Source organism: Pontimicrobium sp. IMCC45349 (assembly GCF_047219225.1).
Taxonomy (GTDB): Bacteria; Bacteroidota; Bacteroidia; order Flavobacteriales; family Flavobacteriaceae; genus IMCC45349.
Genome location: NZ_CP178208.1, coordinates 1,271,051 through 1,294,821, shown reverse-complemented (window position 1 = coordinate 1,294,821; position 23,771 = coordinate 1,271,051). Strand labels below are relative to the sequence as shown.

Genomic DNA, 23,771 nt, shown 5'->3' with positions numbered 1-23,771 from the left:
TCTTTAGATATGAATAATATTTTAGTTCCTGTAGGATCATCAAAAAATGCATTAAGTCATTTACAATACGCAGTAGATTTCGCCAAAGATTTTGGCGCAAAAGTACATGTAGTTCAAGTGTATAACGTATATACTAAAGCAGGAACTATGATGAAGGTAGATTATATTTTAGAAAGAGAAAGCTTAGAGTTTTTAGATGGCTTAGTAAGTCAAATCAATACTAGAGGTGTTGAGGTTGAAACTAAAATTTTAAAAGGGAAATTAGCACCTACTCTAGAATTAGCTTGCGAAAAATTGAATATTGATTTAATTCTTGTTGAGCCTAGAACAACATCAATTAAAGATGAAGTATTTTTAGGTAGAACTTCTGGGAAAATTATTAAGCAAACTCAAATTCCTGCTTTAATTGTACCTGAAGGTTACGTATATAAACCTATTACTCGAGTTTTAATGGCTGTTAAATCAGCTGTTATTAAGCAAGACAATGTTTTAAAACCATTACAGTCTATTCAAAATAACTTTAAAGCGATTGTTAATTTACTATTAGTTAAAACACCATATTATAATGATGATGATTTTAAAGTAAATGAAGAGTTATCTAGTATGGTTACTAATACTACAAAAACAGAGAATGCTACTACTTTTCAAGGTGTATTAGAGCATTTTAAATCTAACGATCCTGATATTCTTTGTGTAGTAAGAAGAAAGCGTGGATTTTTTGTTAAGAAGTGGGAAAAGAACACCATTTTAAAGAAAGATTTCCATAGTTCTCGACCAGTATTAGTGCTTAGAGGGTTAAAATAAAATCAATACTTTTTTTTATTACAATATCTAGCTCATGAGGCAAGGTATTCTCTGTCCAGGGATGCTTTGAGTTAAACACATGGTTTGCTTTTTCTACAAGAAAGAGCTCACTATTTTTGTTATAAGAATGTAATTTTTTTGCTTCTTCTACATCAATTGATGTGTCTTCTAGACCATGAATTATTAAATGTGGAATAGTAATTTTATTTGCAGCCTTTTCTATGTTTAATCTAGTTTCATTAGTAATAAAATCTTCATAGAATTGATAAAAATGAGGCATTTGTTGTTTTGTTCTACCATTAAGAACATATTTAACGCCATCTTTTTTCCATTGCTCTAGATTTCCAGTTGTAGATGTTCTTTTACCAAAACTAGAAACACTAGCTAGTGTAATTAGTTTTGTAATTCTAGAATCTTCTGAAGCCTTTATTGATGTAATTCCACCTCCTCTTGAGTGACCAATAACAGTAACGCTATTAGGATTTATTTCTCTTTTTAAAGTGTTGCTATTGCTTAAAAGAAAATCAATCATATCATCTAAATCTTTTAATTCTTTAGAATAATTATTGTTTCCAAAAGCTTCTAAATCTGGAAAATCTATAGGGTTTTCCACTGTGCCTCCATTATGCGAAAAGTTAAATTTCACAAAAAATAGATTAGCATTTTTAAATGCATTAGCCATTAAATCCCAACTTCCCCAATCTTTAAAACCTTTATAGCCATGACAGAAAATTACAAGAGGTTTGGGTTTATCAGTTTTGTTGTAAAAAGCATCCCAAACAATAGGTTTTGAGTCTATTCTTTGTAAAACATTGTTCTTATTTATCATACATCTTTTTCTATAAAGTCAATTTCAGGATTGAAGATTTCAGTAATTAATTTAATCAATTCTACTTCAAAGTTTTTTAAGGTTTCTTCATTTATCAATGTGTCTTTTTGCCTACTATTTAAAGATGGTTTTTTAGAAAATTTTAAAAATCCTTCTTTCATATTTTTAAAGGAGATAATTCCTGCTTCAACTCCTGAGGTAAATTGTTTTTTTTGATTAAGCATGTATGCATACATGAGTATTTGAAAACTTTTACTGTATTTGGTATAATCGGTTGTTAAATCTTCCCAATCTACTATTTCTACTTTTGATTTTTCTACTTTACCTGTTTTGTAATCTATAATTCTTAAAACACCATTGTATTCATCAATTCTATCTACAGTCCCATTTAGTTTTACTTCAACATCTAGTTTAGGAATGATTAATTTTGCTTCATTTTTGGTTTCTACAGCTTGTAGTTTAATATTATTACCTTGCTTTATAGTGTTAATTTCGAAATCAATAAAGTTTTGAACATAGCGCTTTGCAATTTCAAAAATGATGAGGTTTTTACCCTTGCTAATCTCTCCTTCATGGTATACGTCGTTAAAGTGTTTTAAAACTGTTTTATCAATTAAAGGCTTAAGTTGTTTTAGCTTATCTATATTAAGAAAATGACCAACAAAGGGTTTGTAGAATTCTTCTAATGTGTTGTGAACAACAGTTCCAAGTGTATTAGCAGCAATGGTTTCTTCAATATCATCTTGTTCTTTTATTCCTAATACTTTTTGTAAATAAAAATCTAACGGATTTCTAATGTATGTTGATAATGATGAAGGAGAAAATCCTTTTGTGGCAATTTCAGTTAGTTTATTTATTACTGAAGTATCCTTTTTTACAGATGTATTATTTTGCTTTATTCGAGGTGTTTTAGGAACAATTATTTTATGTTTAATTTCATGAAAATTTTCAACTTCTAACTGTCTAATAAACCTGCTTTTTTCCCCACCTTTAAGTGCATCTGTTTCTGTATTATATATAATGTATACATTTTTTGCACGCTGTATTAATCTGTAAAAATGATAGGTGTAAACAGCATCTTTATCTTTATATGTAGGCAAGCCATTCTCCAGCTTTACATCAAAAGGAATAAATGAATTATTAGTTTTTCCTGATGGTAATATACCTTCGTTAACAGATGAAATAATTACAGTTTCAAAATCTAAAACCCTAGATTCTAGCATTCCCATTATTTGAAGTCCATTTAAAGGTTCTCCTTTAAAGTCTAGCGTTTCGCTACTTAGAACTTCTTTATAAAGGGTAAATAATGACTGTATATTATCTATATAATTATATTTTGAATTTAATGTTTTTAATGTATTGAAAACCTCAAAAAACCTAAATAAATATTCTAAAGGTAAAAGGTTCTCGTCTTTTTCTTGACTATAGAAATGTTTTAGTTTTAAAATTAAACTTATACAATTATCAATAGTAGTTTTAGGCGAATTCTTCCAATCACTAAATAAAAATGAGATTAATGAAATCTTATTATCAGTAAGCTTTAAAAGTTCATTTTTAGAAAAATAAATTATATTTCTAGTGTTAATATTATCAATGACCTTTTGAGCATAATCTATATCATCGTATATAAATAGAGGTCTTAAAAATTCATTAGATAGGACAGAGGTTACTTCTTTAAAATAAAAACTCTTCTTTGCATGTTTATGAAGCGCAAATAATTCTTCAAATAAAGTAGAAAGTGGTACATCCTTTAACGGAAATCCCATTGTAATGTTTAAAGCGTTTATATTGCTTGGTATAGAATTTAGCAGTGGGATCAATAGACTTTCATTTCCTAAAACGATAGCAGTGTTTTCAATATTTGAATTTGATTGAAGTCTTTGTACTAGTTCGCCTATGTATTTTACTTGTCCAATGTTTTTGGGAACACCAACAGTTGTAATATTCTTTTTTTTAGAATAATGATTTGTAAGCCAAGAAAAGTGGTTTTTTTCAAAATATTTCCATTTGGTTTTATGTTGCCTTATAAATAACCCTGCATCATGATTGCTAGAAGAAATAAATTGTGAGTCTGCATCCCAATAAATTTTAGCTAAACCACTGTGTAAAAGTTCTTGTATAATAATTTCTTCTGAAGCATTTAGAGCATTAAATCCAATAAAAACATGCTGTTTGGAAGTATTTGTCTGTATGTAGCTTTCTAAATTCTCTACAGCTTCTCTATATATGAGCCCTTGGTATGCAACACCTTTTTTTAAAAGGAGGTTAGTAAGTGTAGTATAATATTCTTCAAGTTTGTTCCAAAAACTTAAATAGTTTTGAATTAATTCTGTTTTAGTGTTTTCAAGTGACCAATGATTAAGTTCTTGAATGGCACCTAAATAGCTAAATATTTGTTTTTGTGATATTAAGTAACGGTCAATCTCGTTAAAATCCTGGATAAGAATTTGTGCCCATTTTGAGAACGAATCAAAAGGCTCTATTTGTTCTTTTTTTGTTAGAGAGGTATAGGTTTTATAAAATTCAAATAAAAGTTCTATATTGTTTATTTGCTTTAAGTGTGAAAGTTCCTCAACAAATTCTTCGATACTTAAAATTATAGGGCTGAAATTAGTCTTAGATACAATGTTTTTAAGTTCATGCTTTAAAAATGTTCCTGCTCTTTTGCTAGGAAGTATTATCGTTAATTTAGAAAAATCAACATTGTTTTTTTTTAGGTCTTCTAATACATCGTATATAAAACTTGTCATAAGTATAAAAATAAAAAACGCTTCTCAATTGAGAAGCGTTTTTTAATATTTATATAAAACAGTAAGTTTATTCTTTTACTAATTTTACTTCAACACGTCTGTTTGCAGCTCTACCAGCTCTTGTGTTGTTGTTTTCGATAGGATTATCTTCACCGTATCCAGCAGCAGTTAATCTTGCAGCAGGAATTCCGTTGTTTACTAAGTAATCCATAACAGCGTTAGCTCTAGAGTCAGATAATCTTTGGTTTAAAGACTTGCTACCAACACTGTCAGTATGCCCTTCAATTCTAAAGTTAGCTTTAGGATATTCTTTTAATATTGCAGCAATAGCTTGTAACGTTGGCTCAGTACCTGCTTTAAAAGAAGACTTTCCAGAGTTAAAGTTAATAGTTCTTGCGTACTCAGTTAATTGATTTTGAACTTCAGGAGTTGGTAATACAACTTCTGGACAACCGTTGTTAGCAACAGTACCAGCTTCATTAGGACATTGATCGTCTTTATCTAAAACACCATCACCATCAGTATCAGGCCAAGGACAACCGTTGTTAGCAGCTGGACCAGCTTCGTTAACACACTTGTCATCACCATCAGTAACACCATCGTTATCAGCATCTGGACATCCAGCTAAAGCAGCTAAGCCAGCAACATTAGGACAGTTATCTTTATTGTCAGAAACACCATCGCCATCAGTATCAGGACAACCGTTGTATTCAGCTAAACCAGCAACATCTGGACAATCATCTTTAGCATCTTCGATTCCATCACCATCAGTATCAGGACAACCTTTGAAAGCTTCTAAACCAGGTACTTCTGGACAAGCATCATTTTTATCATAAACACCATCACCATCAGTATCTTTTCCTCCAAATTTGAAAGAAATACCAACTGAATGTTGGAAATGCTTAGCTAAGTAATCCTCAAATGAGTGCTTATAAGTTGATTGAGCAGTTATACCAATATGGTCATCAAACCAGTAGTTTAATCCTAAAGTACCATTTAAAGTACCTGCACCAATCTTGTCAACCCAAGAGTAACCACCACCTGCACCTAAATAAGGCTCAAGTTTTTTAGAGTTTAAAAGATCAGAAAAACTATATTTTACGATACCATCTAAACCATAGTAAGATAAATCGTCAAGTTCACTGTCTCCATAACTGTCTAACTTGTTAACCGATCCTGTAATTCCAAAAGAGAAATTATCTCCCATGTATTTAGAAACAGAAATGATTGACACTGAAGGTAAAATGTTGTAATGATCGTCTAAGTTAAAATACTCGTCAAAGTAATCTCCTAAAGGAACATTTTCACCAGTAGGGTAAAAATCAACGGCATTAACCCCAATGCTAAATTGCCAAGGATTATTGTCGTCTTGCGCATTTACGTTACTAAAACCAAGTACTAGTAACATTGCGAACATTAATCTGCTAAGATTTTTCATATTCAAAAAATTTAATTTTTAAGTGTTAATTGTAAGCAAAAGTAAGTTGTTAAATGTTATTAACAAAGACAAATATAGAAAAATATCATGGTTTTTCTATTAAAACACGAGTGTTTATAAGGATTTTAAATGATTTCTAATTGCTTTCCTACCTTGATAAAAGCTGAAACAGCCTTGTCTAAATGCTCTTTTTCGTGAGCTGCTGATAGTTGTACTCTAATTCTTGCCTTCTCTTTAGGAACTACAGGAAAGAAGAAGCCTATAACATAAATTCCTTCTTCTAATAACATGTTAGCCATTGTTTGAGATAATTTTGCATCGTATAGCATTACTGGTACAATTGCTGAATCACCATCTATAATGTCAAAACCAGCATTTTTCATCCCTTTTTTGAAATAGTTTGTGTTCCATTCTAATTTATCTCTTAAAGAGGTGTCGTTAGATAAAATATCAAACACCTTAATAGATGCACCAACTATTGCAGGAGCTAAAGAGTTAGAAAATAAATAAGGTCTTGAGCGTTGGCGAAGCATATCAATAATTTCTTTTTTTCCAGTTGTATATCCTCCCATTGCGCCACCTAATGCTTTACCAAGCGTTCCGGTAATAATATCTATTCTATCTAAGACTCCTTTTTCTTCAAGTGTTCCTCTTCCTGTTTCGCCTATAAATCCAGCTGCATGACATTCATCTATCATTACCAATGCATCATATTTATCTGCTAAATCACAAATTTCGTCTAATGGAGCTACTAAGCCATCCATTGAAAACACACCATCAGTTACTATAATTTTAAAACGAGCACCATTAGCATTAGCATCTTGCAATTGTTTTTCTAAGTCAGCCATATCATTATTTTGATAACGATATCTTGCTGCTTTACACAACCTAACACCATCAATAATCGACGCATGATTTAGTGAGTCTGAAATGATAGCATCGTCTTTTGTAAGTAATGGCTCAAAAACACCTCCATTGGCGTCAAAAGCAGCAGCGTAAAGAATGGTGTCTTCAGTTTGATAAAAATCTGCAATCTTTTGCTCTAAATCTTTATGAATATCTTGTGTTCCACAAATAAAACGTACTGAAGACATGCCAAAACCATGAGTATCCATAGTATCTTTAGCTGCTTGAATAACTTCAGGGTGAGATGATAGTCCTAAATAGTTGTTTGCACAAAAATTTAGTACAGTTTCTCCTGTATTTAAAGTTATTTCTGCTCCTTGAGAAGACGTTATAATACGTTCTTCTTTATATAGACCATTGTTTTTAATGTCTTGTAGTTCTTCTTGTAGATAGTTTTTTATGTTTCCGTACATGATGTTTTTTTTGCAAAGTTAAAATTCTTTTATTTCAATAGAATCATTAATGTATATCAATATTTTTTTTTCGACTTTAAACCCTATTTGTTCAACAATTGTTTTGTAATATTCAAGTTGTTGCATGTGTTTGTCGTCAAGTTTACCTGTTTTATAATCTAGAATAACAGCTTTGTTGTTTGGTAATATAACTAACCTATCTGGACGTAAAACTTCACCAGAATGGGTTATTATGTCTCTTTCGTTGTATGTGGTATTGTCTGAACTGTAATATTTTTTTAGCTTATCGTTAGTTACTATTTGTAGTGCGATTTGTTTTAACTCGTCTATTTGGTTTTTATTAATTGTACCAGAATTGAATAAAGAATTTAAGCTTGAGTCTATATCTATTTCACTATTTATTTTTGACATTAATAAATGAATTAGATTTCCTTTTTCTATAGCTGTTTTTTGTGCAGTATCCCACAAATATCCTGAGCTCGTTACTATGTTTATATGTTTGTCTTTTCTAGTTGAGGATATAAATTTTGATTGTTCTTTAGTACTTGGTTTTTCAATTGGATTATTTACTTCTTTTTTAGGGTTTCCAAATTCATAAATTAATTTTTTGTCATCCCAAAGTTCTTTTTCTTTTAAAAAGTTTATAAAAAGTCCAGAATAGTTTTTCAAGTTTTCATCCCCTTTTTTGTCTAATTGTTTGGAACTAACTATATGTAATTGTTCGACAGCACGGGTTAACGCAACATATAACAAATTAATATTGTCTAACTCTAATTCGGCTTGGTGGTTGGTATAAATTTCCGTTCCTATGTCGCCATAATTTTCAAAATCTTTAGAGTAATTTAAAAGGGAGTGAGTAAAAGGACTATACTTTTCATTATTTAAAGGAAACCATTCTTTAGGTTCAATTTCTTTATAGATATTTAAATCGGCATAAGGGAAAATTACGATTGGAAACTCAAGCCCTTTCGATTTATGAACAGTCATTATTTGAACAGCATTTTTTCCTTCGGGAGAAACCACGCTAAGTGATGACTTTTTTGAGTTATAATATTCTATAAAATGTGAAATATTAGAGGTGTATTTTTGACTATAATCAAAAACGAAATCTAGAAAAAATTGAACATAAGCATTTGATGTATTTACAAGATTAAATCCAGAAACAATGCTTTCTGTCAATTCATAAATAGGTAGTTGAAGCGAGTTTTTATAGTCAAAGAAAATATTTTTTGTCTTTAATTCTTCAAAGAAATGATCTATAGGTAAATCAATAAAAGCTTTGTAAAATATATGTGCTTCATTAATCTGTTCTTCACGATTATAGATGTAATTTAGAATGTTGAATTTTGCTTCTAAATTATTTTGATTTAAAATAAAAGATAGTGTGTTTATTATTAAATTAACCTCTGGCGATTTCTCTAGCAACAAAGTTTCAGAAGAAATAATATCGACACCATTATCGTTTAAAAACTCAGCAATTAGGACACCTTCTTTCTTCTTTCGTGTAATTACACAAATGTCGCTCAAGCTAAAACCGTTTGTAATACTCTCTTGTATTATGTTAAGTACTTTTTCTGGGAACAGTTCATCACGATGTACTTCTTTTGAGGGTTCTAAAAAGCTAAGATTTACATAGCCTTCAAAGTTTAGTGATGTGTTTTGACTTGCTTCCAAATACAAATTTTGGTAGTCTTCTTTACTAAATATAAGAGAGGCAATATGTTTAAATAAGCTATTGTTAAAGCTTATAATTTCTTTAAAACTTCTGAAGTTTGAAGGAAGATTGTAAACATTTCCTTTTACAAAAAATGGCGATTTATGGTTGAATAAATCTATAAATTGGTTAGCCTCTCCACCTCTCCACCTATAAATAGCTTGTTTTGCATCTCCAACTAGCATCACACTGCCATTTTCGCCAGACAATGTGTTTTGTAGTAAAGGGATTAAATTTTGCCACTGCAAAATGGAAGTATCTTGAAATTCATCAATAAAATAATGCTTGAATTTTTCACCAATACGTTCGTAAATAAAAGGAGCAGGTTGGTTTTTAATTTCGTTACTAATAATGGTGTTAAACTCAGAAATCATTAAAAGATTTTGCTCCTCTTTAAGTGTGTTAAGCTCTACGTTTATTAAACTAATTACCGATAAAGGTGTGATGTTTTTATAAAGATTTTTTAAAAAGCGTAATTCGTAAACAGCTGCTTTTGTTTTATAAAACGTATCAGCTAATTGAGGCTGAATATTCTCGATGGTTTGAGCTATGTCGTTTGATACTCTTTTAGGGTAAAGCGTTTTACTCTCTAAGTCCTCTTGCCATTTTGCGTCGTATTTTTCATTAAAATTTTTCTGAGCTAATTTTTGAAAATACTTTGGAAGAAAACCACGGTTAAAGTCATCAAACTCTAGTCCACAAGATGCTATAAATTCTAAAGTACTGTTTGATGTTTCTATCAAGTAATTTTCTTTTTCAGTAATGTCTTTAGGCACTTGATTTTTAAATGATTTAAAATCGTCTAAGGTGTTTTTAGATAATTGCTCTATATAAGGAATATCCTTTTCTGTAATTAATAACGATGCTATCTTTTTTAAATCGTAGGCAATGTCCCAGCTTTTGTCATCATCAGCTTTTTCTAATGCAAACTCAATTAACAAGGAAGTTAATTCTTTGTTTTCACCTGCTTTTGCTATTAAATTTTCTACAGCTTTATTGAGTAGTTCTTCGGTATCAAGTTCTACTTCAAAATTCATTGGAAGCTTTAAGTCGTATGCAAAAGTTCTTATAAGTCGTTGTGTAAATTTATCAATGGTCGATACATCAAAGGCTGCATAATTATGCAGAATCGTGTCAAGTAGCTTTATAGACTTGCTATGTACTTTTTCTGGGCTAAAATTTAATTCATTACAAATAAGACTAAACATAGCATTGTCTTCTTGTAAAATATCAGAATTAGAAAATTCTATTAACGTATTAATAATACGTTCTTTCATTTCATTTACGGCTTTATTTGTAAATGTAATTGCCAGAATATGTTTATGAGGCTCTTTAAGGTTTGAGCTAAATAATATTTTTAAATACTCTTTTACAAGCGTAAATGTTTTACCACTTCCAGCAGAAGCATTGTAAATATTAAAAGTTGAAGAATTCAATTAAAGAAAATTTTTATACCAAAATAAGGAAACTTAATAACTTATTTAGGTAAATTTTAATCCTTTGTTGTAAATTTGGTTGAAAATAAAAATTAACACAAAAACAAAATATTATGGCTTTTGAATTACCAAAATTAAAATATGCTTATGATGCTTTAGAGCCTCATATTGATGCACGTACAATGGAAATCCACCATTCTAAGCATCATGCAGGATATACTGCAAAATTAAATGCAGCTATTGAAGGAACTGATTTAGAAGGAAAAAATATAGAAGATATATTAACTAACCTTGATATGTCTAACGCAGGAGTTAGAAATAATGGAGGAGGATTTTATAACCACTCTCTTTTTTGGGATGTAATGAATCCAGAAGATAGAGGTTACCTTTCTGGTGAATTAAAAGACGCTATTGAAGCTGAGTTTGGATCTAAAGATGCTTTTATTGAAGCTTTTAGTAAAGCAGCAGCAACACAGTTTGGTTCTGGATGGGCTTGGTTGTGTGTGCATAAAGGAGGAAAAGTTGAGGTTTGTTCTACACCAAATCAAGATAATCCATTAATGCCAGGAGTAACATGTGGTGGAACTCCAATTTTAGGGTTAGATGTTTGGGAACATGCTTATTACTTAAACTATCAAAACAGAAGACCAGATTATATCGATGCTTTCTTTAAAGTAATTAACTGGAATGAAATTGAAAGACGTTACGCTGAAGCTAAGTAGTTTTCAGAATACTAAATATTAAAAAAAGCCACTCAAATTTGAGTGGCTTTTTTTAATAGTTTATCTTTTATATTTTCAATTTCCACCTTTTTGACTTTGCAGAATTTGATTTTAGTTCCATAATCTTTTAAGTCAGAAAACAAGATTTCTTTGTTATTCCACATTTTCCAAATTAAAAAGATTGTTCCATTTTTGTTAAACCTATAAGCTGTAAAATCATCTGTAAATGTTGAACCTTTAATTAAATAGTCAAATCGATTTAGTTCGTTTTCAAAAAGTTCAAATAATTCTGATTCAGACAGTTTTTCAAATTCAAAGTCAATTTTCTTTGCATTGATTAATTCGTTGATTAATTCGTTGATTAATGAAATCAGATAACTGTCTAAGTAAATTAAGTCTTTATTAGTTCCGTAAAATTCATTTTGTATCCACACTTTTCCGTATCCCATTTTCGGGTCAGATTCTGATTGAGTGAATTCAATAGCAAATGATTTTTTATTTCCGACTATCATTTTTATTGTAGTGCACAACGACTTAATAATAAATCGTTTTAATTATTAAAACTAACATCAAACGAAGTTAGTGTTTTTCTTACAAAATCAAGATGTTGAATGACTAACAATTCAGTTTTATAATTAATAAAAGAATAGAAAGAGATGCTGTTTTAATGAAAGAAGTTTTGGCAATATATATGCAAATAAAAAAGGTGAACGAGAGTTCACCTTTTTTGCCCCAAATCTACCATAAACTTAACCTACTTATGTTATGGTGATTCAAATATAATGTGGTTTTTTTCTATTAAATAAATTTATTAGATAAAATACTTATAAATTAGGCTAAATGTTAAAATGCTAAAAAACAGATAATTGCGTATTTTGACTTAAAGTAATAGATGTTTGTTGGTTAAAAATCTAGTAATAAAGTAGTTAGAGGCTTAATGAAAGTGTATAAAAAAAGGTGAACGAGAGTTCACCTTTTTTTGCCCCAAATCTACCATGAACTTAACCTACTTATGTTATGGTCTTACTAAGGTAGATGTATTTTGTATAAAGCACATAAATAATAGACGAAATGCACTTTTTTTAGTTTAAAAGGCTATTTTTATAGATTAACTGACAAAAAATTGTATTTCAGTGAGTTAGCTCTTAATAGGCTCTTTCTTTGTTTCCTTCGTAAAAATTAATGAATGCTCTGTTAACCACTCTGTTACCTCCAGCAGTTGGGTAATTTCCAGTAAAGTACCAATCTCCTAAATTTTTAGGACAAGCTTTATGTAAGTTTGAAACAGATTGGAAGATTATTTTTACTTCAGCGTTTATAGATTTGTCACTTAATAGCTCCGAAATTTTATCAGAAATTTGCTCGTCAGTAAATGGCTCATAAATTTCTTTGACAAAATTAGTTACGTCCTTATCTTTTAAATCTACTTGCGCTTTACACTTATTATATACTTCTTCTACTTTATGGTATAGATTGTTTTCTTTTAAAAGCTCTAAAGCTGCATTAAAGGCTACTAAGCTTTCTAAATTAGCCATATCAATACCATAACAGTCTGGATAACGAATTTGTGGAGCAGAAGACACCACAACAATCTTTTTAGGATTTAATCGATCCATCATTTTTAAGATACTTTTCTTAAGTGTTGTACCTCTTACAATACTATCGTCAATAATAACTAAGTTATCTTCTGGTTTAATAACACCATAAGTAACATCGTATACGTGAGCAACTAAATCATCTCTACTACTGTCTTCAGTAATAAAGGTTCTTAACTTAACATCTTTAATTGCTATTTTTTCAATACGTGGATGTTCTGAAAGAATTTCTCGTACGTTTTCAGAAGATAAAGAACGTTGTCCATCTAAAATGGCAGCTGTTTTTTGTTTGTTTAATTCTTCTTCAACTGTTTCAATCATTCCAAAAAATGAAGTTTCAGCAGTATTTGGAATAAATGAGAATACCGAATTTTTAATATCGTTATTAATAGCTTTCAATACTTGTGGCATAATTAATTTCCCAAGTAATTTACGCTCTTGATAAATTTCAGCATCACTTCCTCTTGAAAAATAGATACGCTCAAACGAACACGCTTTTCTTTCTAATGGTTCTAAAATCTGTTCAATTGAAACTTCACCAGATTTTTTAGTAATGATAGCACATCCTGGATCTAACTCTTTAACATCTTCAAAAGCAACGTTAAATACAGTTTGAATTACGGGACGCTCAGATGCTACAACAACCACCTCATCATCTTTATAATAGTATGCTGGTCTAATACCTGCAGGATCTCTAAACACAAAAGCATCACCATGTCCTAAAAGTCCTGCCATAGCATAACCTCCATCCCAATGTTTAGAAGCTTTTTTTAAGATTTTAGCAACATTTAATCGATTAGCAATTAATGGTGAACATTCATTTTTGTTATAACCTTCTTTTTTAAGCTTTTTATAAATTTTACTTACAGAATCATCTAAGAAATGACCGATTTTTTCCATAATGGTAATCGTGTCTGTATATTCTTTTGGATGCTGGCCAATCTCTACAAGTCTATTAAATAACTGTTTTACATTAGTCATGTTAAAGTTTCCAGCCACAATTAAATTTCTATGCATCCAATTGTTTTGTCTTAAAAACGGATGCACGCTTTCCACGCTATTTTTACCAAAAGTACCATAACGAACATGTCCAAGAAGCACTTCACCTAAATAAGGAACATGTCTTTTTTGTAGTTCTAGGTCATCAGCGTAGTCAGGATTTTCGGTTAATACATTATTAATACGTGTATTAATTTGCGAAAATATATCTTGAATTGGTTGTTGCTCAATAGATCTTACTCTACTTATATAGCGTTCACCAGGTTTCATATCAAGCTTTATACTAGCAAAACCAGCACCATCTTGTCCTCGGTTGTGCTGTTTCTCCATCATTAGGTACATTTTGTTTACACCATAAAATGCTGTACCATATTTTTCTTTGTAATAGCTTAATGGTTTTAAAAGTCTAATATGTGCAATTCCACATTCGTGTTTTAAAGCATCGCTCATTGTAAGTAGTTGTGTTGTTGTGTTATAAAATAAAAACGCGCTCATTTTTTTGAGCGCGTTTTTTTATGTTAATTCTATTTCAAATTGTGTTAGATTTTTAAACTGCTGAAGACGTTTATGAACTTCTTCACTAGATAAATCTACCATACGTTCTGTTCCAAACTTTTCTACACAAAAAGAAGCTAAAGTCGAACCATAAATAACTGCGTTTTTCATGTTTTCGAACGATAAATCATCACTTTTTGCTAGATATCCAGCAAATCCTCCAGCAAATGTATCGCCAGCTCCTGTTGGATCAAAAACTTCTTCTAGTGGTAAAGCAGGTGCGTAAAACACATTGTCTTCATTAAACAATAAAGCACCATGTTCTCCTTTTTTAATAACTACGTATTTTGGACCCATTTCATGAATCTTTCTTGCAGCTACTACTAGTGAGTATTCTCCAGTTAATTGTCTTGCCTCTTCATCATTAATGGTAATAACATCAATATGCTTCATTACTTTATGTAAATCTTCAAGTGCATTATCCATCCAAAAGTTCATGGTATCAAGAACCACTAATTCTGGTTTTTGATTCATTTGTTCTAGAACGCTTAACTGCGTTAAAGGATGTAAGTTACCAAGCATTACAACTCTTGCGTTTTTGTAATCTTCTGGTACTACAGGTTGAAAATCTGCTAAAACATTTAGTTCTGTAGCTAAAGTGTCGCGAGAGTTCATATCGTTGTGATATAATCCACTCCAAAAGAAAGTTTTTCCATCTTTTACAATTTCTACTCCAGAAACGTCAATGTTTTTATCTGATAATAAGTCTAAATATTTTTGAGGGAAATCGCCACCAACTACAGATACTGCAGCTGCATCAACGCCAAATTGAGAGGCAGCTAAACCAATAAATGTTGCTGCACCACCAAGAATTTTATCGGTCTTACCAAAAGGTGTTTCAATAGCATCAAAAGCTACTGTACCTACTATAACTAATTTACTCATAAAGAGGTTTAAAAATTTAGTGCAAACTTACGTAAAATTTATTCTGAAAAAAAGCAAAGAAGCATGCTCTTTTTTTGTGTTATTTTCTTCCAAAATCTGCAGGAATTTCTCCCCAAGCTTTGGTTTCCCATTTTACAATTGTGGTTTGGTAACTATTTTGTTTTAACCAATTTACAGCGCGATCAACAAGTTCGAAAAGTGATTTATTTTTTTCGTTACGCTCTAGTTTAGTATTGCAGGATTTCTTTTTTACCCAACTTAAAGCAGTTCTAGAGTCTGTGTAAATAATTCGGTCGCTTTTATGCTGTTTTAAAAAGGCCAAACCATGTACTAAAGCTAAAAACTCACCTATGTTGTTAGTACCTTCATCAAAAGGACCTTGAATGAATAATTGTTTTTTGGTTTTAGTATCAACACCACGATATTCCATTACTCCAGGGTTACCACTTGATGCAGCATCAACACTAATTGAATTGTAATTAGGTTGCCCAATTTTTTTTAATTGAGCATCAGTTAATTCACTTTTAAAAGCCTTGTCTTTCCCTACATAGTCTTTATAATCTCCTTTTAGGGCTTTTTTTGCAGCCTCAAATGTTGAGAAAGATTTATATATAGCACCTTTGTAATCTTTTATTTGAGCTTTGCAGTCATCCCAAGATTCAAAAACACCAGTGTGATGTCCTTTCCAGACTGTGTAGTATTTTTTCTTTTTTTTGCTCATTTAAATTAAAACATAGAAACATTATTATTTGAGCAACTCTTCAACCACTTTAGGAAAATGCTCCATTTCTAACTCATGTATTTTTGCAGCCACATCTTGAGCAGAATCTGACGTTAATACATCACATTTTGCTTGAAAAATGATAGCACCTTCGTCATAATTTTCATTTACATAATGAATTGTAATACCAGTTTCAATTTCTTTTTGAACCACTACTGCTTCATGCACATGCATTCCGTACATACCTTTTCCTCCAAATTTTGGAAGTAATGCTGGATGGATATTTATCACTTTATTAGGATAGATATTTAAAATATGCTCTGGAAATTTCCATAAAAAACCTGCTAGAATAATAAGGTCAGGTTGTAATGTATTTAAAATATCTAAAACATGATTGGTTTTAGAAAATGCAATGCGGTTAAATGATAATGCGCTGATTTTTAAATTTTTACACCTATCTAAAACTTTGGCATGAGGATTGTTAGTCAAAACTTGAATAACCTCAGCTACATCACTGTCTTGAAAAAACTTAATCAAATTTTCAGCATTAGATCCAGAACCGGAAGCAAAAATTACAATACGTTTCATTTATCAAATTAGGGTTGAAATTATTCAAACAAAAGAAAGAATAAATATTAACAATTAGAAGGAAAATAAATTACTTAATATAAAAAATGTTTAAATTAGAACACATTTTTATAGTTATGATGTGTATTAAAATAAAGTTTTTTATTTTTGCCTCCTAATTAAAACTTAAAATTTAAAGATTATGTCAGACATTGCATCAAGAGTAAAAGCGATTATCGTAGATAAATTAGGTGTTGATGAAAACGAAGTAGTAACAGAAGCAAGCTTCACTAACGATTTAGGAGCTGATTCATTAGACACTGTTGAGTTAATTATGGAGTTCGAAAAAGAATTCGATATTCAAATACCAGATGATCAAGCTGAAAATATTGCAACAGTTGGTCAAGCAATTTCTTATATTGAAGCTGCAAAATAAATAACATTTACTGTTTATGGAATTAAAGCGAGTTGTAGTTACTGGTTTAGGTGCACTTACGCCTATAGGGAATACCAAGGATGAATATTGGGATGGACTTATAAATGGTAAAAGTGGTGCTGCGCCTATAACATATTTTGATACCACAGAGTTCAAAACAAAATTCGCTTGCGAATTAAAAAACTTTAACGCCACCGATTTTATCGATCGTAGAGAAGCTCGTAGAATGGATAGGTTTGCGCAGTATGCTATGGTTGCTTCAGATGAAGCAATTGCAGATGCTAAGCTTAACCTAGACGAAGTAAATAAATTACGAGTTGGTGTTATTTGGGGAGCAGGAATTGGAGGTTTAGAAACATTTCAAAACGAAGTTTTAAACTACGCAAACGGAAATGGAACACCTAGATTTAATCCTTTCTTTATCCCAAAAATGATTGCAGATATTGCACCAGGTAATATTTCTATAAAACATGGTTTTATGGGACCAAATTACACTACTGTATCTGCATGTGCTTCATCAGCTAATTCAATGATTGATGCCTTAAACTATATTCGTTTAGGACATTGTGATGTTGTAGTTACTGGAGGAAGTGAAGCAGCTGTAACCATTGCTGGAATGGGAGGTTTTAATGCAATGCATGCTTTATCTACAAGAAATGAAAGTCCAGAAACAGCTTCTAGACCATTTGATGCTACCAGAGATGGTTTTGTATTAGGTGAAGGAGCAGGAGCTATTATTCTTGAAGAGTATGAGCACGCAAAAGCAAGAGGCGCAAAAATATATGCTGAAGTTATTGGAGGAGGTTTATCTTCTGATGCACACCATATGACTGCACCACACCCAGAAGGAATAGGTGTAATGGCTGTAATGAGAAATTGTTTAGAAAATGCAGGAATTGCACCAGAAGAAGTAGATCATATTAACACACATGGTACATCAACTCCTTTAGGAGATGTAGCAGAGTTAAAGGCTATTTCGGAAGTGTTTGGAGGGCATGCTAAAAGCATTAGTATTAATTCTACAAAATCTATGACTGGACACTTACTAGGTGCCGCTGGAGCTATTGAGGCAATTGCTTCAATTTTAGCAATAGAGCATGGTGTTGTACCTCCAACAATCAATCATACAACGGTTGATGAAAATATAGATCCTGAATTAAACCTAATTTTAAACAAGGCTCAAAAACGCGACGTTAAAGTGGCAATGAGTAATACTTTTGGATTTGGCGGACACAACGCTTGTGTATTATTCAAGAAATTAGATTAAATCCCGAATGAAATTCATTCGTAACATATTCAAAAAAAATTCCCGTTCTGATGAAGGCGGGAATTTTTTTATTCAACTCGAAACCATTTTAGGTTTTAAGCCCAAAGATTTAAAATACTACAAAAAAGCGTTTACTCATCGCTCTATGAATAAACGTGATGATAAAGGTAATCCTGTAAATTACGAACGCTTAGAATTTGTTGGTGATGCTATGTTAGGATCTATCATTGCTACACATTTATTTAACGAAGTGCCACAAGGAAACGAAGGTTACTTAACTAAAATGCGCTCAAAAATTGTTAGTAGAGAGCATTTAAATGAATTAGGTAAAGAGCTCAACTTAATAGATTTGGTAGAAAGTAAGATTCCTAAAAATAACTTTGGTAACAATATTCATGGTAATTTGTTCGAAGCCTTAGTTGGCGCTATATTTTTAGACCAAGGCTATAAGTTTTGTGAGAAATTTGTTTATAACAGAGTCATCATTCCACATGTGGATATAGAAAAACTAGAAGGTAAGGTTATTAGTTATAAGAGTTTGCTTATTGAGTGGTGTCAAAAAGAAAAGAAAACATTTAACTATAATGTTTACGAAGATACAGGAAATGATGAGCTACGTCATTTTTCGGTAAAGCTTGCTATTAATAGTAAAGTAGTAGCAAAAGCAAGAGCAACCTCAAAGAAAAAGGCGGAAGAGAAAGCTTCTAAAAGAGCCTTTTTTGCACTTCAAAATAAAATTTCAAGAGCGATTTAAGAAATTGTAAAATTGGTGTATTCTCACTAAAACGTTTTCGTAAAAAATTAGCAATAAGATAAAGCAACTCTTAACAAGGTTTTGTTGTAATACACTATATTTACAGTTCATAATTTAAATTATGGCGTTACATAAAATACTTGTAGACGATTTTTACGACGATGATTATTCTCTATTTGCAATTCATTGTACTATAGAAGATTATAGGTTGGCATATTTGTTAAATCAGTTTTTAGGAATTCAATTAAAAAGAAATCCTCAAGATTTAGATTATGAATATATCTCTGCCTCTTATTCATTATTTGATTGGCAAGATGAGCGTCAACTTACAAATTGGCATCTAGTATCTAACGTTTGCAAAAAAGAAGAAGATAGTGTAATTAGCTCTGGATCTTTATTTAATTCCCCAAATAAAATAATTGTAAAACATAACTTGATACCTGAGTACAAGAATGTTAATTATTTTTTAAAGATTGATAATGGTGGTAATTACATTAATGAAAAACCTATTTTAACTAAATTACAAGAGATACCGCAAATAGCAACAGCATACAGTGTTGATGTTATGACGCTAAAATCTAAAGAACATTTAATATTTGATTAATGTCACATACAAGAAAGAAAACAAAAATAGTTGCAACTCTAGGACCAGCTACTAGTAGCAAAGAAGTGTTAAGAGAAATGATGCAAGAAGGTGTAAATGTATTCAGGATTAATTTCTCGCATGCCGATTATGAAGATGTAAAAACTAGAATTAATTTAATTAGAGAGCTTAACGAGGAGTTAGATTTTCATGCAGCTATTTTAGCAGACTTACAAGGTCCTAAACTTCGTGTAGGTGTCATGAAGAAGGATGTTATTGTTAATGAGGGAGATGAAATTATTTTTGCAACAGGTAAGCGTTTTGAAGGCACTAAAGAACGTGTGTATATGACCTATGAGCGTTTTCCGCAAGATGCAAAACCAGGAGAACGTATTTTATTAGATGACGGAAAATTAATTTTTGAAGTTGTTTCAACAAATAAAAAAGATGAAGTAAAGGCAAGAGTGATTCAAGGAGGTCCTTTAAAGTCTAAAAAGGGTGTAAACCTTCCAAACACAAATATTTCTCAACCAGCTTTAACCGAAAAAGATATTGATGATGCTATTTTTGCAATAGGTCAAAAAGTAGATTGGATTGCATTATCGTTTGTTAGACATCCAGAAGATTTAATGGAGTTAGAAGAGCTTATTAAGGAGCATAGCGACCATAAAATTCCAATCATTGCTAAAATTGAAAAGCCTGAAGCTGTTGCTAATATTGATAAAATTGTTGCTTATTGTGATGGTATAATGGTAGCAAGAGGAGATTTAGGAGTAGAGATTCCAGCGCAAGAAGTACCATTAATTCAAAAGCAATTAGTGTTAAGAGCTAAACGTGCTAGAATTCCTGTAATTATTGCTACTCAAATGATGGAGACTATGATTACTAGTTTAACACCAACTCGAGCTGAGGTTAACGATGTTGCTAATTCAGTAATGGATGGAGCAGATGCTGTAATGCTTTCTGGCGAAACTTCTGTTGGACAATATCCTGTTCAAGTAATTCAAAAAATGTCTGATATTATTAAAAGTGTTGAGAATTCACATTTAATTAATGTGCCTCAATCACCTCCGCATATTCGTACAAACAGATATATTACAAAATCTATTTGTTACCACGCAGCCAATATGGCTAACGAAATTAATGCTAGAGCTATTTCTACCTTAACAAATAGTGGTTATACAGCATTTCAAATTTCGGCATGGCGACCAGATGCACACATTTTAGTATTTACCTCTAACAAACGTATTTTAACACAACTTAATTTACTTTGGGGAGTTAGAGCCTTTTATTACGATAAATATGTATCTACCGATGAAACTATTGAAGATGTAAACAAAATCGCATGTCAAAAAGGTTATTTAGAAGCTGGTGATATGCTTATTAGTTTAGCAGCAATGCCAATTCAAGATAAAGGAATGGTAAACACACTACGTGTTACCGAAATAACTACATGTAGTTTTTAAAAATCATTGACTATATTAGTTTTATGAAAAAACTAATTTTCTTTTTTATACTACAATTATTTTTTGCTTGTTCAAAAAACGATGAAAAGCAATTTATTGATAGCGAAATTGTAGGTAAGTGGCAACTGGTATCTATGATTGATGACATGATTTTAGAACATGAAGTAGAAATTGGTAACCAATGGGAAGATGTTGAAAATGGTAGAGTTTTAGAACTATTGTCAAATGGCACTTTTAATAACTTATTACCAGGAGAATGTATTGAAGGTGACTACACTATAGAAGATAATATTATTGATTATTCTTGTGATAGTGTCAACGAAAATCATGAATATTTCACACTAGTATTTTCTATAGATGAAAATGATATTTTAACCATTTCAACTGGGTTTGTTGGTGAAAGGTTTGAACGAATTCTTGAATAAATAGTATTTAAAAATCAAACCGAAGTTGCATACTTACACTTTTTTGCTCAGGTTTTTTTTGGGTTTCTGTGTTGAGGTTAGACATAGAAATCCCTAATAAGCGTACCGAGTTTTTTAGTTTTTCTTGATAGAGTAGGTTCTTTGCCGTTTCTAACATAATGGCTTTGTCGCTTATATAATATGGCAAGGTTTTACTACGTGTTTGTAAGGTGAAGTCGCTATATTTAATTTTTAGAGTCACTGTTTTGCCAGCAACTTTGCTTTTTTTTAATCTACGTGAAACTTCGTCTGCAATATGTTCTAGTTTATCTAACATAAACACTTCGCTAGAGAGGTTTTTTCTAAACGTACGTTCGGCAGCTAAAGACTTTCTAATGCGGTTTGGTTTTACTTCGCTGTTTTGAATACCTCTAACAATGTAATAGTAGTAGCGTCCAGATTTACCAAAATTAGCATCAAGATATTCTAACGATTTACTTTTTAAATCCTTACCAGTAAAAATGCCTTTTTGATACATTTTTTCGGCAGTAACTTTACCAATGCCGTAAAATTTTCGAATATCTAAAGCTTCTAAAAAGTCTAATACTTCTTCTGGATTTACTGTTTTTTGACCATTAGGCTTGTTATAATCACTGGCAACTTTAGCAATAAATTTATTAATACTTATGCCTGCAGAAGCGGTTAAACCTAATTCATCAAAAATACGTTGTCTAATTTCTTTGGCAATTAAAGAAGCGCTTGGGTTTCCTTTTTTGTTTTCGGTAACATCAAGATAAGCTTCATCTAGTGATAAGGGTTCTACCAAATCGGTATAATCAAAAAAAATCTTTCTAACTTTTTTAGAGATTTCACTATAACGTTCAAAATCGGCGCGAATAAAAATTAGGTCTGGACACAACTTTTTGGCTAAATTTCCAGCCATAGCACTTTTTACTCCAAACTTACGTGCTTCATAGCTTGCAGCACTAATAACACCACGAGTTCCTCCTCCACCAACAGCCACAGGTTTACCTCTTAAATCAGGATGATCCAGTTGTGCTACAGATGCGTAAAAAGCGTCCATATCAACATGAATAATTTTTCTTATTGGTAAATCGTTGTGCATACCGTAAATTTAGAACTTCTAAATGACATTATTCAATAATTAACATGATTGAAATAGAGCGTAAGTTTTTAGTAAAATCCGAAGATTATAAAGAAGCTTCCTTTAAGGTTACACACATTATTCAAGGGTTTTTAAATCGAGACCCTGAGCGTACTGTAAGAGTGCGTTTAAAAAATGACGAAGGCATTTTGACTGTTAAAGGGTTGTCTTCTAACGAGGGATTAAGTCGCTTTGAATGGGAAAAAAATATTACTAAAAATGAAGCTAAGGCTTTATTAGAATTTTGCGAGAAAGGTGTGATTGATAAGTTACGTTATGAGGTAAAAGTAGATAATCATATTTTTGAAGTTGATGAGTTTTTTGGAGATAATAAAGGCCTTGTTATAGCTGAAGTGGAGTTAAAAACAGAAGACGAAAAATTTTCTAAACCTGAGTGGTTAGGAGAAGAAGTAACAGGAGATATTAAATACTATAATTCACAATTAAGTAAACAACCATTTAATACTTGGGAATAATGAAAAAAATACTATTTATAGCGTTGGCATTAATCATTTTTAAGTCATGCAAAAACGAAATAAAAGAAGAAGTAATTCATGAAGAGGTCAAGACTGAATTTAAAGAAAAAACAGTAAAGGAGCTTAAAGCAGAATTAACATCAAAAGGGTTTCAAATCTTTGATTATGTAGACGAGAAAACGCAAGATACTATTATCATGCAACAGTATTTTATAGCCTTTTTAAAACGAGGCGAAAACCGTTCGCAAAGTGAAGAAGAAGCTAAAGAATTACAAGCAGCTCATTTAGCTCATTTAGGAAAAATGTATGAGTTAGGTTATGCAGATATTTCTGGTCCATTTGGAGACGATGGCGATATTAGAGGTATTACAATTTACAATGTACCAACATTGCAAATGGCAGATAGTTTAGCTAATGCAGATCCATCTGTAAAAGCTGGAAGATTAGCTATAGAAATCCATCCATGGTGGGCAGCTAAAGAATTTTGCTTGAGATAATATGTTTTTAATATATTAAAAATCAACATTTTATAAAAAAATTTAAATTTTATTTGGAAATAAGAAAAATCTGATTCTATATTTGCAACGCAGAAAAGCAAAACAATTAAAAAAACGAAAACATGCAATTAATTAAAACTACATATCGTCTACTTAATGTTGGAGATGCTCCAAGATTAAGATTGGGTTTTGTTAATTGTATGACCTCAAAATAGAGTTAAAATTAACAACAATATATCAAAACCCGAGTTCTAAAAAACTCGGGTTTTTTTATGGAAAAAATATAAAGATGAAAACATTACATCATACAACAATTGCGCAACAACTTTTGGTAGTACACCAAAAACATGATGAATTTGAACCGTAAATCCCTTTTGAAAGGAGGAGAT

General features: G+C 31.1%; 21 protein-coding genes. 10 read left to right on the top strand and 11 right to left on the bottom strand.

Annotation, left to right across the window (positions count from 1 at the left end):
* Window positions 1–9 precede the first annotated feature (9 nt).
* Window positions 10–804, top strand: a complete 795-nt coding sequence (locus ACLII3_RS05915) for a universal stress protein (protein WP_412987269.1) — start codon at window positions 10–12, stop codon at window positions 802–804.
* On the opposite strand, the gene ACLII3_RS05910 is transcribed toward ACLII3_RS05915, so the two are convergent.
* From ACLII3_RS05910 to ACLII3_RS05890, 5 genes are all read right to left on the bottom strand, one after another.
* On the bottom strand, window positions 788–1,633 hold the full coding sequence (locus ACLII3_RS05910) for an alpha/beta hydrolase family protein (RefSeq protein ID WP_412987267.1): 846 nt from the start codon (window positions 1,631–1,633) through the stop codon (window positions 788–790). The genes ACLII3_RS05915 and ACLII3_RS05910 overlap by 17 nt on opposite strands.
* Window positions 1,630–4,383, bottom strand: a complete 2,754-nt coding sequence (locus ACLII3_RS05905; protein ID WP_412987265.1) for a PD-(D/E)XK nuclease family protein — start codon at window positions 4,381–4,383, stop codon at window positions 1,630–1,632. Before ACLII3_RS05905 ends, ACLII3_RS05910 begins: the two co-directional genes overlap by 4 nt.
* 67 nt (window positions 4,384–4,450) lie before the next feature.
* Window positions 4,451–5,821, bottom strand: a complete 1,371-nt coding sequence (locus ACLII3_RS05900) for an OmpA family protein (RefSeq protein WP_412987263.1) — start codon at window positions 5,819–5,821, stop codon at window positions 4,451–4,453.
* A gap of 125 nt (window positions 5,822–5,946) precedes the next feature.
* Window positions 5,947–7,140 carry a glycine C-acetyltransferase gene (gene kbl / locus ACLII3_RS05895; RefSeq protein WP_412987261.1) on the bottom strand — a complete coding sequence of 398 codons (1,194 nt, stop codon included), beginning with the start codon at window positions 7,138–7,140 and terminating at the stop codon, window positions 5,947–5,949.
* Window positions 7,141–7,158: 18 nt separating this feature from the next.
* On the bottom strand, window positions 7,159–10,290 hold the full coding sequence (locus ACLII3_RS05890) for a UvrD-helicase domain-containing protein (RefSeq protein ID WP_412987259.1): 3,132 nt from the start codon (window positions 10,288–10,290) through the stop codon (window positions 7,159–7,161).
* Window positions 10,291–10,403: 113 nt separating this feature from the next.
* Here ACLII3_RS05890 and ACLII3_RS05885 point away from each other — a divergent pair, with 113 nt between their 5' ends.
* Entirely contained in the window at window positions 10,404–11,012 is a 609-nt protein-coding gene (locus ACLII3_RS05885) for a superoxide dismutase (protein WP_412987257.1), read from the top strand.
* A gap of 32 nt (window positions 11,013–11,044) precedes the next feature.
* Here ACLII3_RS05885 and ACLII3_RS05880 read toward each other — a convergent pair whose 3' ends face one another.
* The 5 genes from ACLII3_RS05880 to ACLII3_RS05860 all read right to left on the bottom strand — a co-directional run bounded on the left by ACLII3_RS05880 (window position 11,045) and on the right by ACLII3_RS05860 (window position 16,355).
* Entirely contained in the window at window positions 11,045–11,524 is a 480-nt protein-coding gene (locus ACLII3_RS05880) for a hypothetical protein (protein ID WP_412987255.1), read from the bottom strand.
* Between the two features lie 633 nt (window positions 11,525–12,157).
* Window positions 12,158–14,056 carry an amidophosphoribosyltransferase gene (locus tag ACLII3_RS05875; RefSeq protein ID WP_412987896.1) on the bottom strand — a complete coding sequence of 633 codons (1,899 nt, stop codon included), beginning with the start codon at window positions 14,054–14,056 and terminating at the stop codon, window positions 12,158–12,160.
* Window positions 14,057–14,119: 63 nt separating this feature from the next.
* A complete protein-coding gene (locus ACLII3_RS05870) occupies window positions 14,120–15,046 on the bottom strand; it encodes a PfkB family carbohydrate kinase (protein WP_412987253.1) in 927 nt (308 codons plus the stop codon).
* Window positions 15,047–15,125: 79 nt separating this feature from the next.
* Window positions 15,126–15,767, bottom strand: coding sequence for a viroplasmin family protein (locus ACLII3_RS05865; RefSeq protein WP_412987251.1), 642 nt, complete (start codon window positions 15,765–15,767; stop codon window positions 15,126–15,128).
* Window positions 15,768–15,791: 24 nt separating this feature from the next.
* The gene (locus ACLII3_RS05860; protein WP_412987250.1) at window positions 15,792–16,355 is read right to left on the bottom strand and encodes a phosphoribosylglycinamide formyltransferase; all 564 of its coding nucleotides are present in this window, start codon (window positions 16,353–16,355) and stop codon (window positions 15,792–15,794) included.
* A gap of 181 nt (window positions 16,356–16,536) precedes the next feature.
* On the opposite strand from ACLII3_RS05860, the gene ACLII3_RS05855 reads away from it, so the two are divergent.
* The 6 genes from ACLII3_RS05855 (at window position 16,537) to ACLII3_RS05830 (ending at window position 21,265) form a co-directional block, all read left to right on the top strand.
* Window positions 16,537–16,770 carry an acyl carrier protein gene (locus ACLII3_RS05855; protein WP_007647141.1) on the top strand — a complete coding sequence of 78 codons (234 nt, stop codon included), beginning with the start codon at window positions 16,537–16,539 and terminating at the stop codon, window positions 16,768–16,770.
* A 16-nt stretch (window positions 16,771–16,786) separates the two neighbouring features.
* Window positions 16,787–18,037 carry a beta-ketoacyl-ACP synthase II gene (gene fabF / locus ACLII3_RS05850; protein ID WP_412987248.1) on the top strand — a complete coding sequence of 417 codons (1,251 nt, stop codon included), beginning with the start codon at window positions 16,787–16,789 and terminating at the stop codon, window positions 18,035–18,037.
* 7 nt (window positions 18,038–18,044) lie between these two features.
* Window positions 18,045–18,791, top strand: a complete 747-nt coding sequence (rnc, locus tag ACLII3_RS05845) for a ribonuclease III (RefSeq protein WP_412987247.1) — start codon at window positions 18,045–18,047, stop codon at window positions 18,789–18,791.
* 121 nt (window positions 18,792–18,912) lie between these two features.
* Window positions 18,913–19,395: an IPExxxVDY family protein gene (locus ACLII3_RS05840; protein ID WP_412987245.1), complete on the top strand. Its 483-nt coding sequence runs from the start codon at window positions 18,913–18,915 to the stop codon at window positions 19,393–19,395.
* On the top strand, window positions 19,395–20,840 hold the full coding sequence (gene pyk / locus ACLII3_RS05835) for a pyruvate kinase (protein WP_412987244.1): 1,446 nt from the start codon (window positions 19,395–19,397) through the stop codon (window positions 20,838–20,840). The genes ACLII3_RS05840 and pyk overlap by 1 nt, the downstream gene beginning before the upstream one ends.
* Before the next feature lie 23 nt (window positions 20,841–20,863).
* Window positions 20,864–21,265 carry a hypothetical protein gene (locus ACLII3_RS05830; protein WP_412987243.1) on the top strand — a complete coding sequence of 134 codons (402 nt, stop codon included), beginning with the start codon at window positions 20,864–20,866 and terminating at the stop codon, window positions 21,263–21,265.
* Window positions 21,266–21,272: 7 nt separating this feature from the next.
* Here the strand turns inward: ACLII3_RS05830 and dinB are convergent, their stop codons facing one another.
* A complete protein-coding gene (gene dinB / locus ACLII3_RS05825) occupies window positions 21,273–22,370 on the bottom strand; it encodes a DNA polymerase IV (RefSeq protein WP_412987242.1) in 1,098 nt (365 codons plus the stop codon).
* A gap of 44 nt (window positions 22,371–22,414) precedes the next feature.
* On the opposite strand from dinB, the gene ACLII3_RS05820 reads away from it, so the two are divergent.
* Both ACLII3_RS05820 and ACLII3_RS05815 read left to right on the top strand, forming a co-directional pair.
* Complete coding sequence (locus ACLII3_RS05820; RefSeq protein WP_412987241.1) at window positions 22,415–22,885, top strand: CYTH domain-containing protein; 471 nt, start codon at window positions 22,415–22,417, stop codon at window positions 22,883–22,885.
* A complete protein-coding gene (locus ACLII3_RS05815; RefSeq protein WP_412987239.1) occupies window positions 22,885–23,382 on the top strand; it encodes a YciI family protein in 498 nt (165 codons plus the stop codon). Before ACLII3_RS05820 ends, ACLII3_RS05815 begins: the two co-directional genes overlap by 1 nt.
* The last annotated feature ends 389 nt before the right edge of the window (window positions 23,383–23,771 follow it).

Bases quoted from the DNA above. Each gene is read 5' to 3' on its own strand.
- ACLII3_RS05915 (WP_412987269.1), top strand. From the start codon at position 10: ATGAATAATATTTTAGTTCCTGTAGGATCATCAAAAAATGCATTAAGT.
- ACLII3_RS05910 (WP_412987267.1), bottom strand. From the start codon at position 1,633: ATGATAAATAAGAACAATGTTTTACAAAGAATAGACTCAAAACCTATT.
- ACLII3_RS05905 (WP_412987265.1), bottom strand. From the start codon at position 4,383: ATGACAAGTTTTATATACGATGTATTAGAAGACCTAAAAAAAAACAAT.
- ACLII3_RS05900 (WP_412987263.1), bottom strand. From the start codon at position 5,821: ATGAAAAATCTTAGCAGATTAATGTTCGCAATGTTACTAGTACTTGGT.
- kbl (WP_412987261.1), bottom strand. From the start codon at position 7,140: ATGTACGGAAACATAAAAAACTATCTACAAGAAGAACTACAAGACATT.
- ACLII3_RS05885 (WP_412987257.1), top strand. From the start codon at position 10,404: ATGGCTTTTGAATTACCAAAATTAAAATATGCTTATGATGCTTTAGAG.
- ACLII3_RS05880 (WP_412987255.1), bottom strand. From the start codon at position 11,524: ATGATAGTCGGAAATAAAAAATCATTTGCTATTGAATTCACTCAATCA.
- ACLII3_RS05875 (WP_412987896.1), bottom strand. From the start codon at position 14,056: ATGAGCGATGCTTTAAAACACGAATGTGGAATTGCACATATTAGACTT.
- ACLII3_RS05870 (WP_412987253.1), bottom strand. From the start codon at position 15,046: ATGAGTAAATTAGTTATAGTAGGTACAGTAGCTTTTGATGCTATTGAA.
- ACLII3_RS05865 (WP_412987251.1), bottom strand. From the start codon at position 15,767: ATGAGCAAAAAAAAGAAAAAATACTACACAGTCTGGAAAGGACATCAC.
- ACLII3_RS05860 (WP_412987250.1), bottom strand. From the start codon at position 16,355: ATGAAACGTATTGTAATTTTTGCTTCCGGTTCTGGATCTAATGCTGAA.
- ACLII3_RS05855 (WP_007647141.1), top strand. From the start codon at position 16,537: ATGTCAGACATTGCATCAAGAGTAAAAGCGATTATCGTAGATAAATTA.
- fabF (WP_412987248.1), top strand. From the start codon at position 16,787: ATGGAATTAAAGCGAGTTGTAGTTACTGGTTTAGGTGCACTTACGCCT.
- rnc (WP_412987247.1), top strand. From the start codon at position 18,045: ATGAAATTCATTCGTAACATATTCAAAAAAAATTCCCGTTCTGATGAA.
- ACLII3_RS05840 (WP_412987245.1), top strand. From the start codon at position 18,913: ATGGCGTTACATAAAATACTTGTAGACGATTTTTACGACGATGATTAT.
- pyk (WP_412987244.1), top strand. From the start codon at position 19,395: ATGTCACATACAAGAAAGAAAACAAAAATAGTTGCAACTCTAGGACCA.
- ACLII3_RS05830 (WP_412987243.1), top strand. From the start codon at position 20,864: ATGAAAAAACTAATTTTCTTTTTTATACTACAATTATTTTTTGCTTGT.
- dinB (WP_412987242.1), bottom strand. From the start codon at position 22,370: ATGCACAACGATTTACCAATAAGAAAAATTATTCATGTTGATATGGAC.
- ACLII3_RS05820 (WP_412987241.1), top strand. From the start codon at position 22,415: ATGATTGAAATAGAGCGTAAGTTTTTAGTAAAATCCGAAGATTATAAA.
- ACLII3_RS05815 (WP_412987239.1), top strand. From the start codon at position 22,885: ATGAAAAAAATACTATTTATAGCGTTGGCATTAATCATTTTTAAGTCA.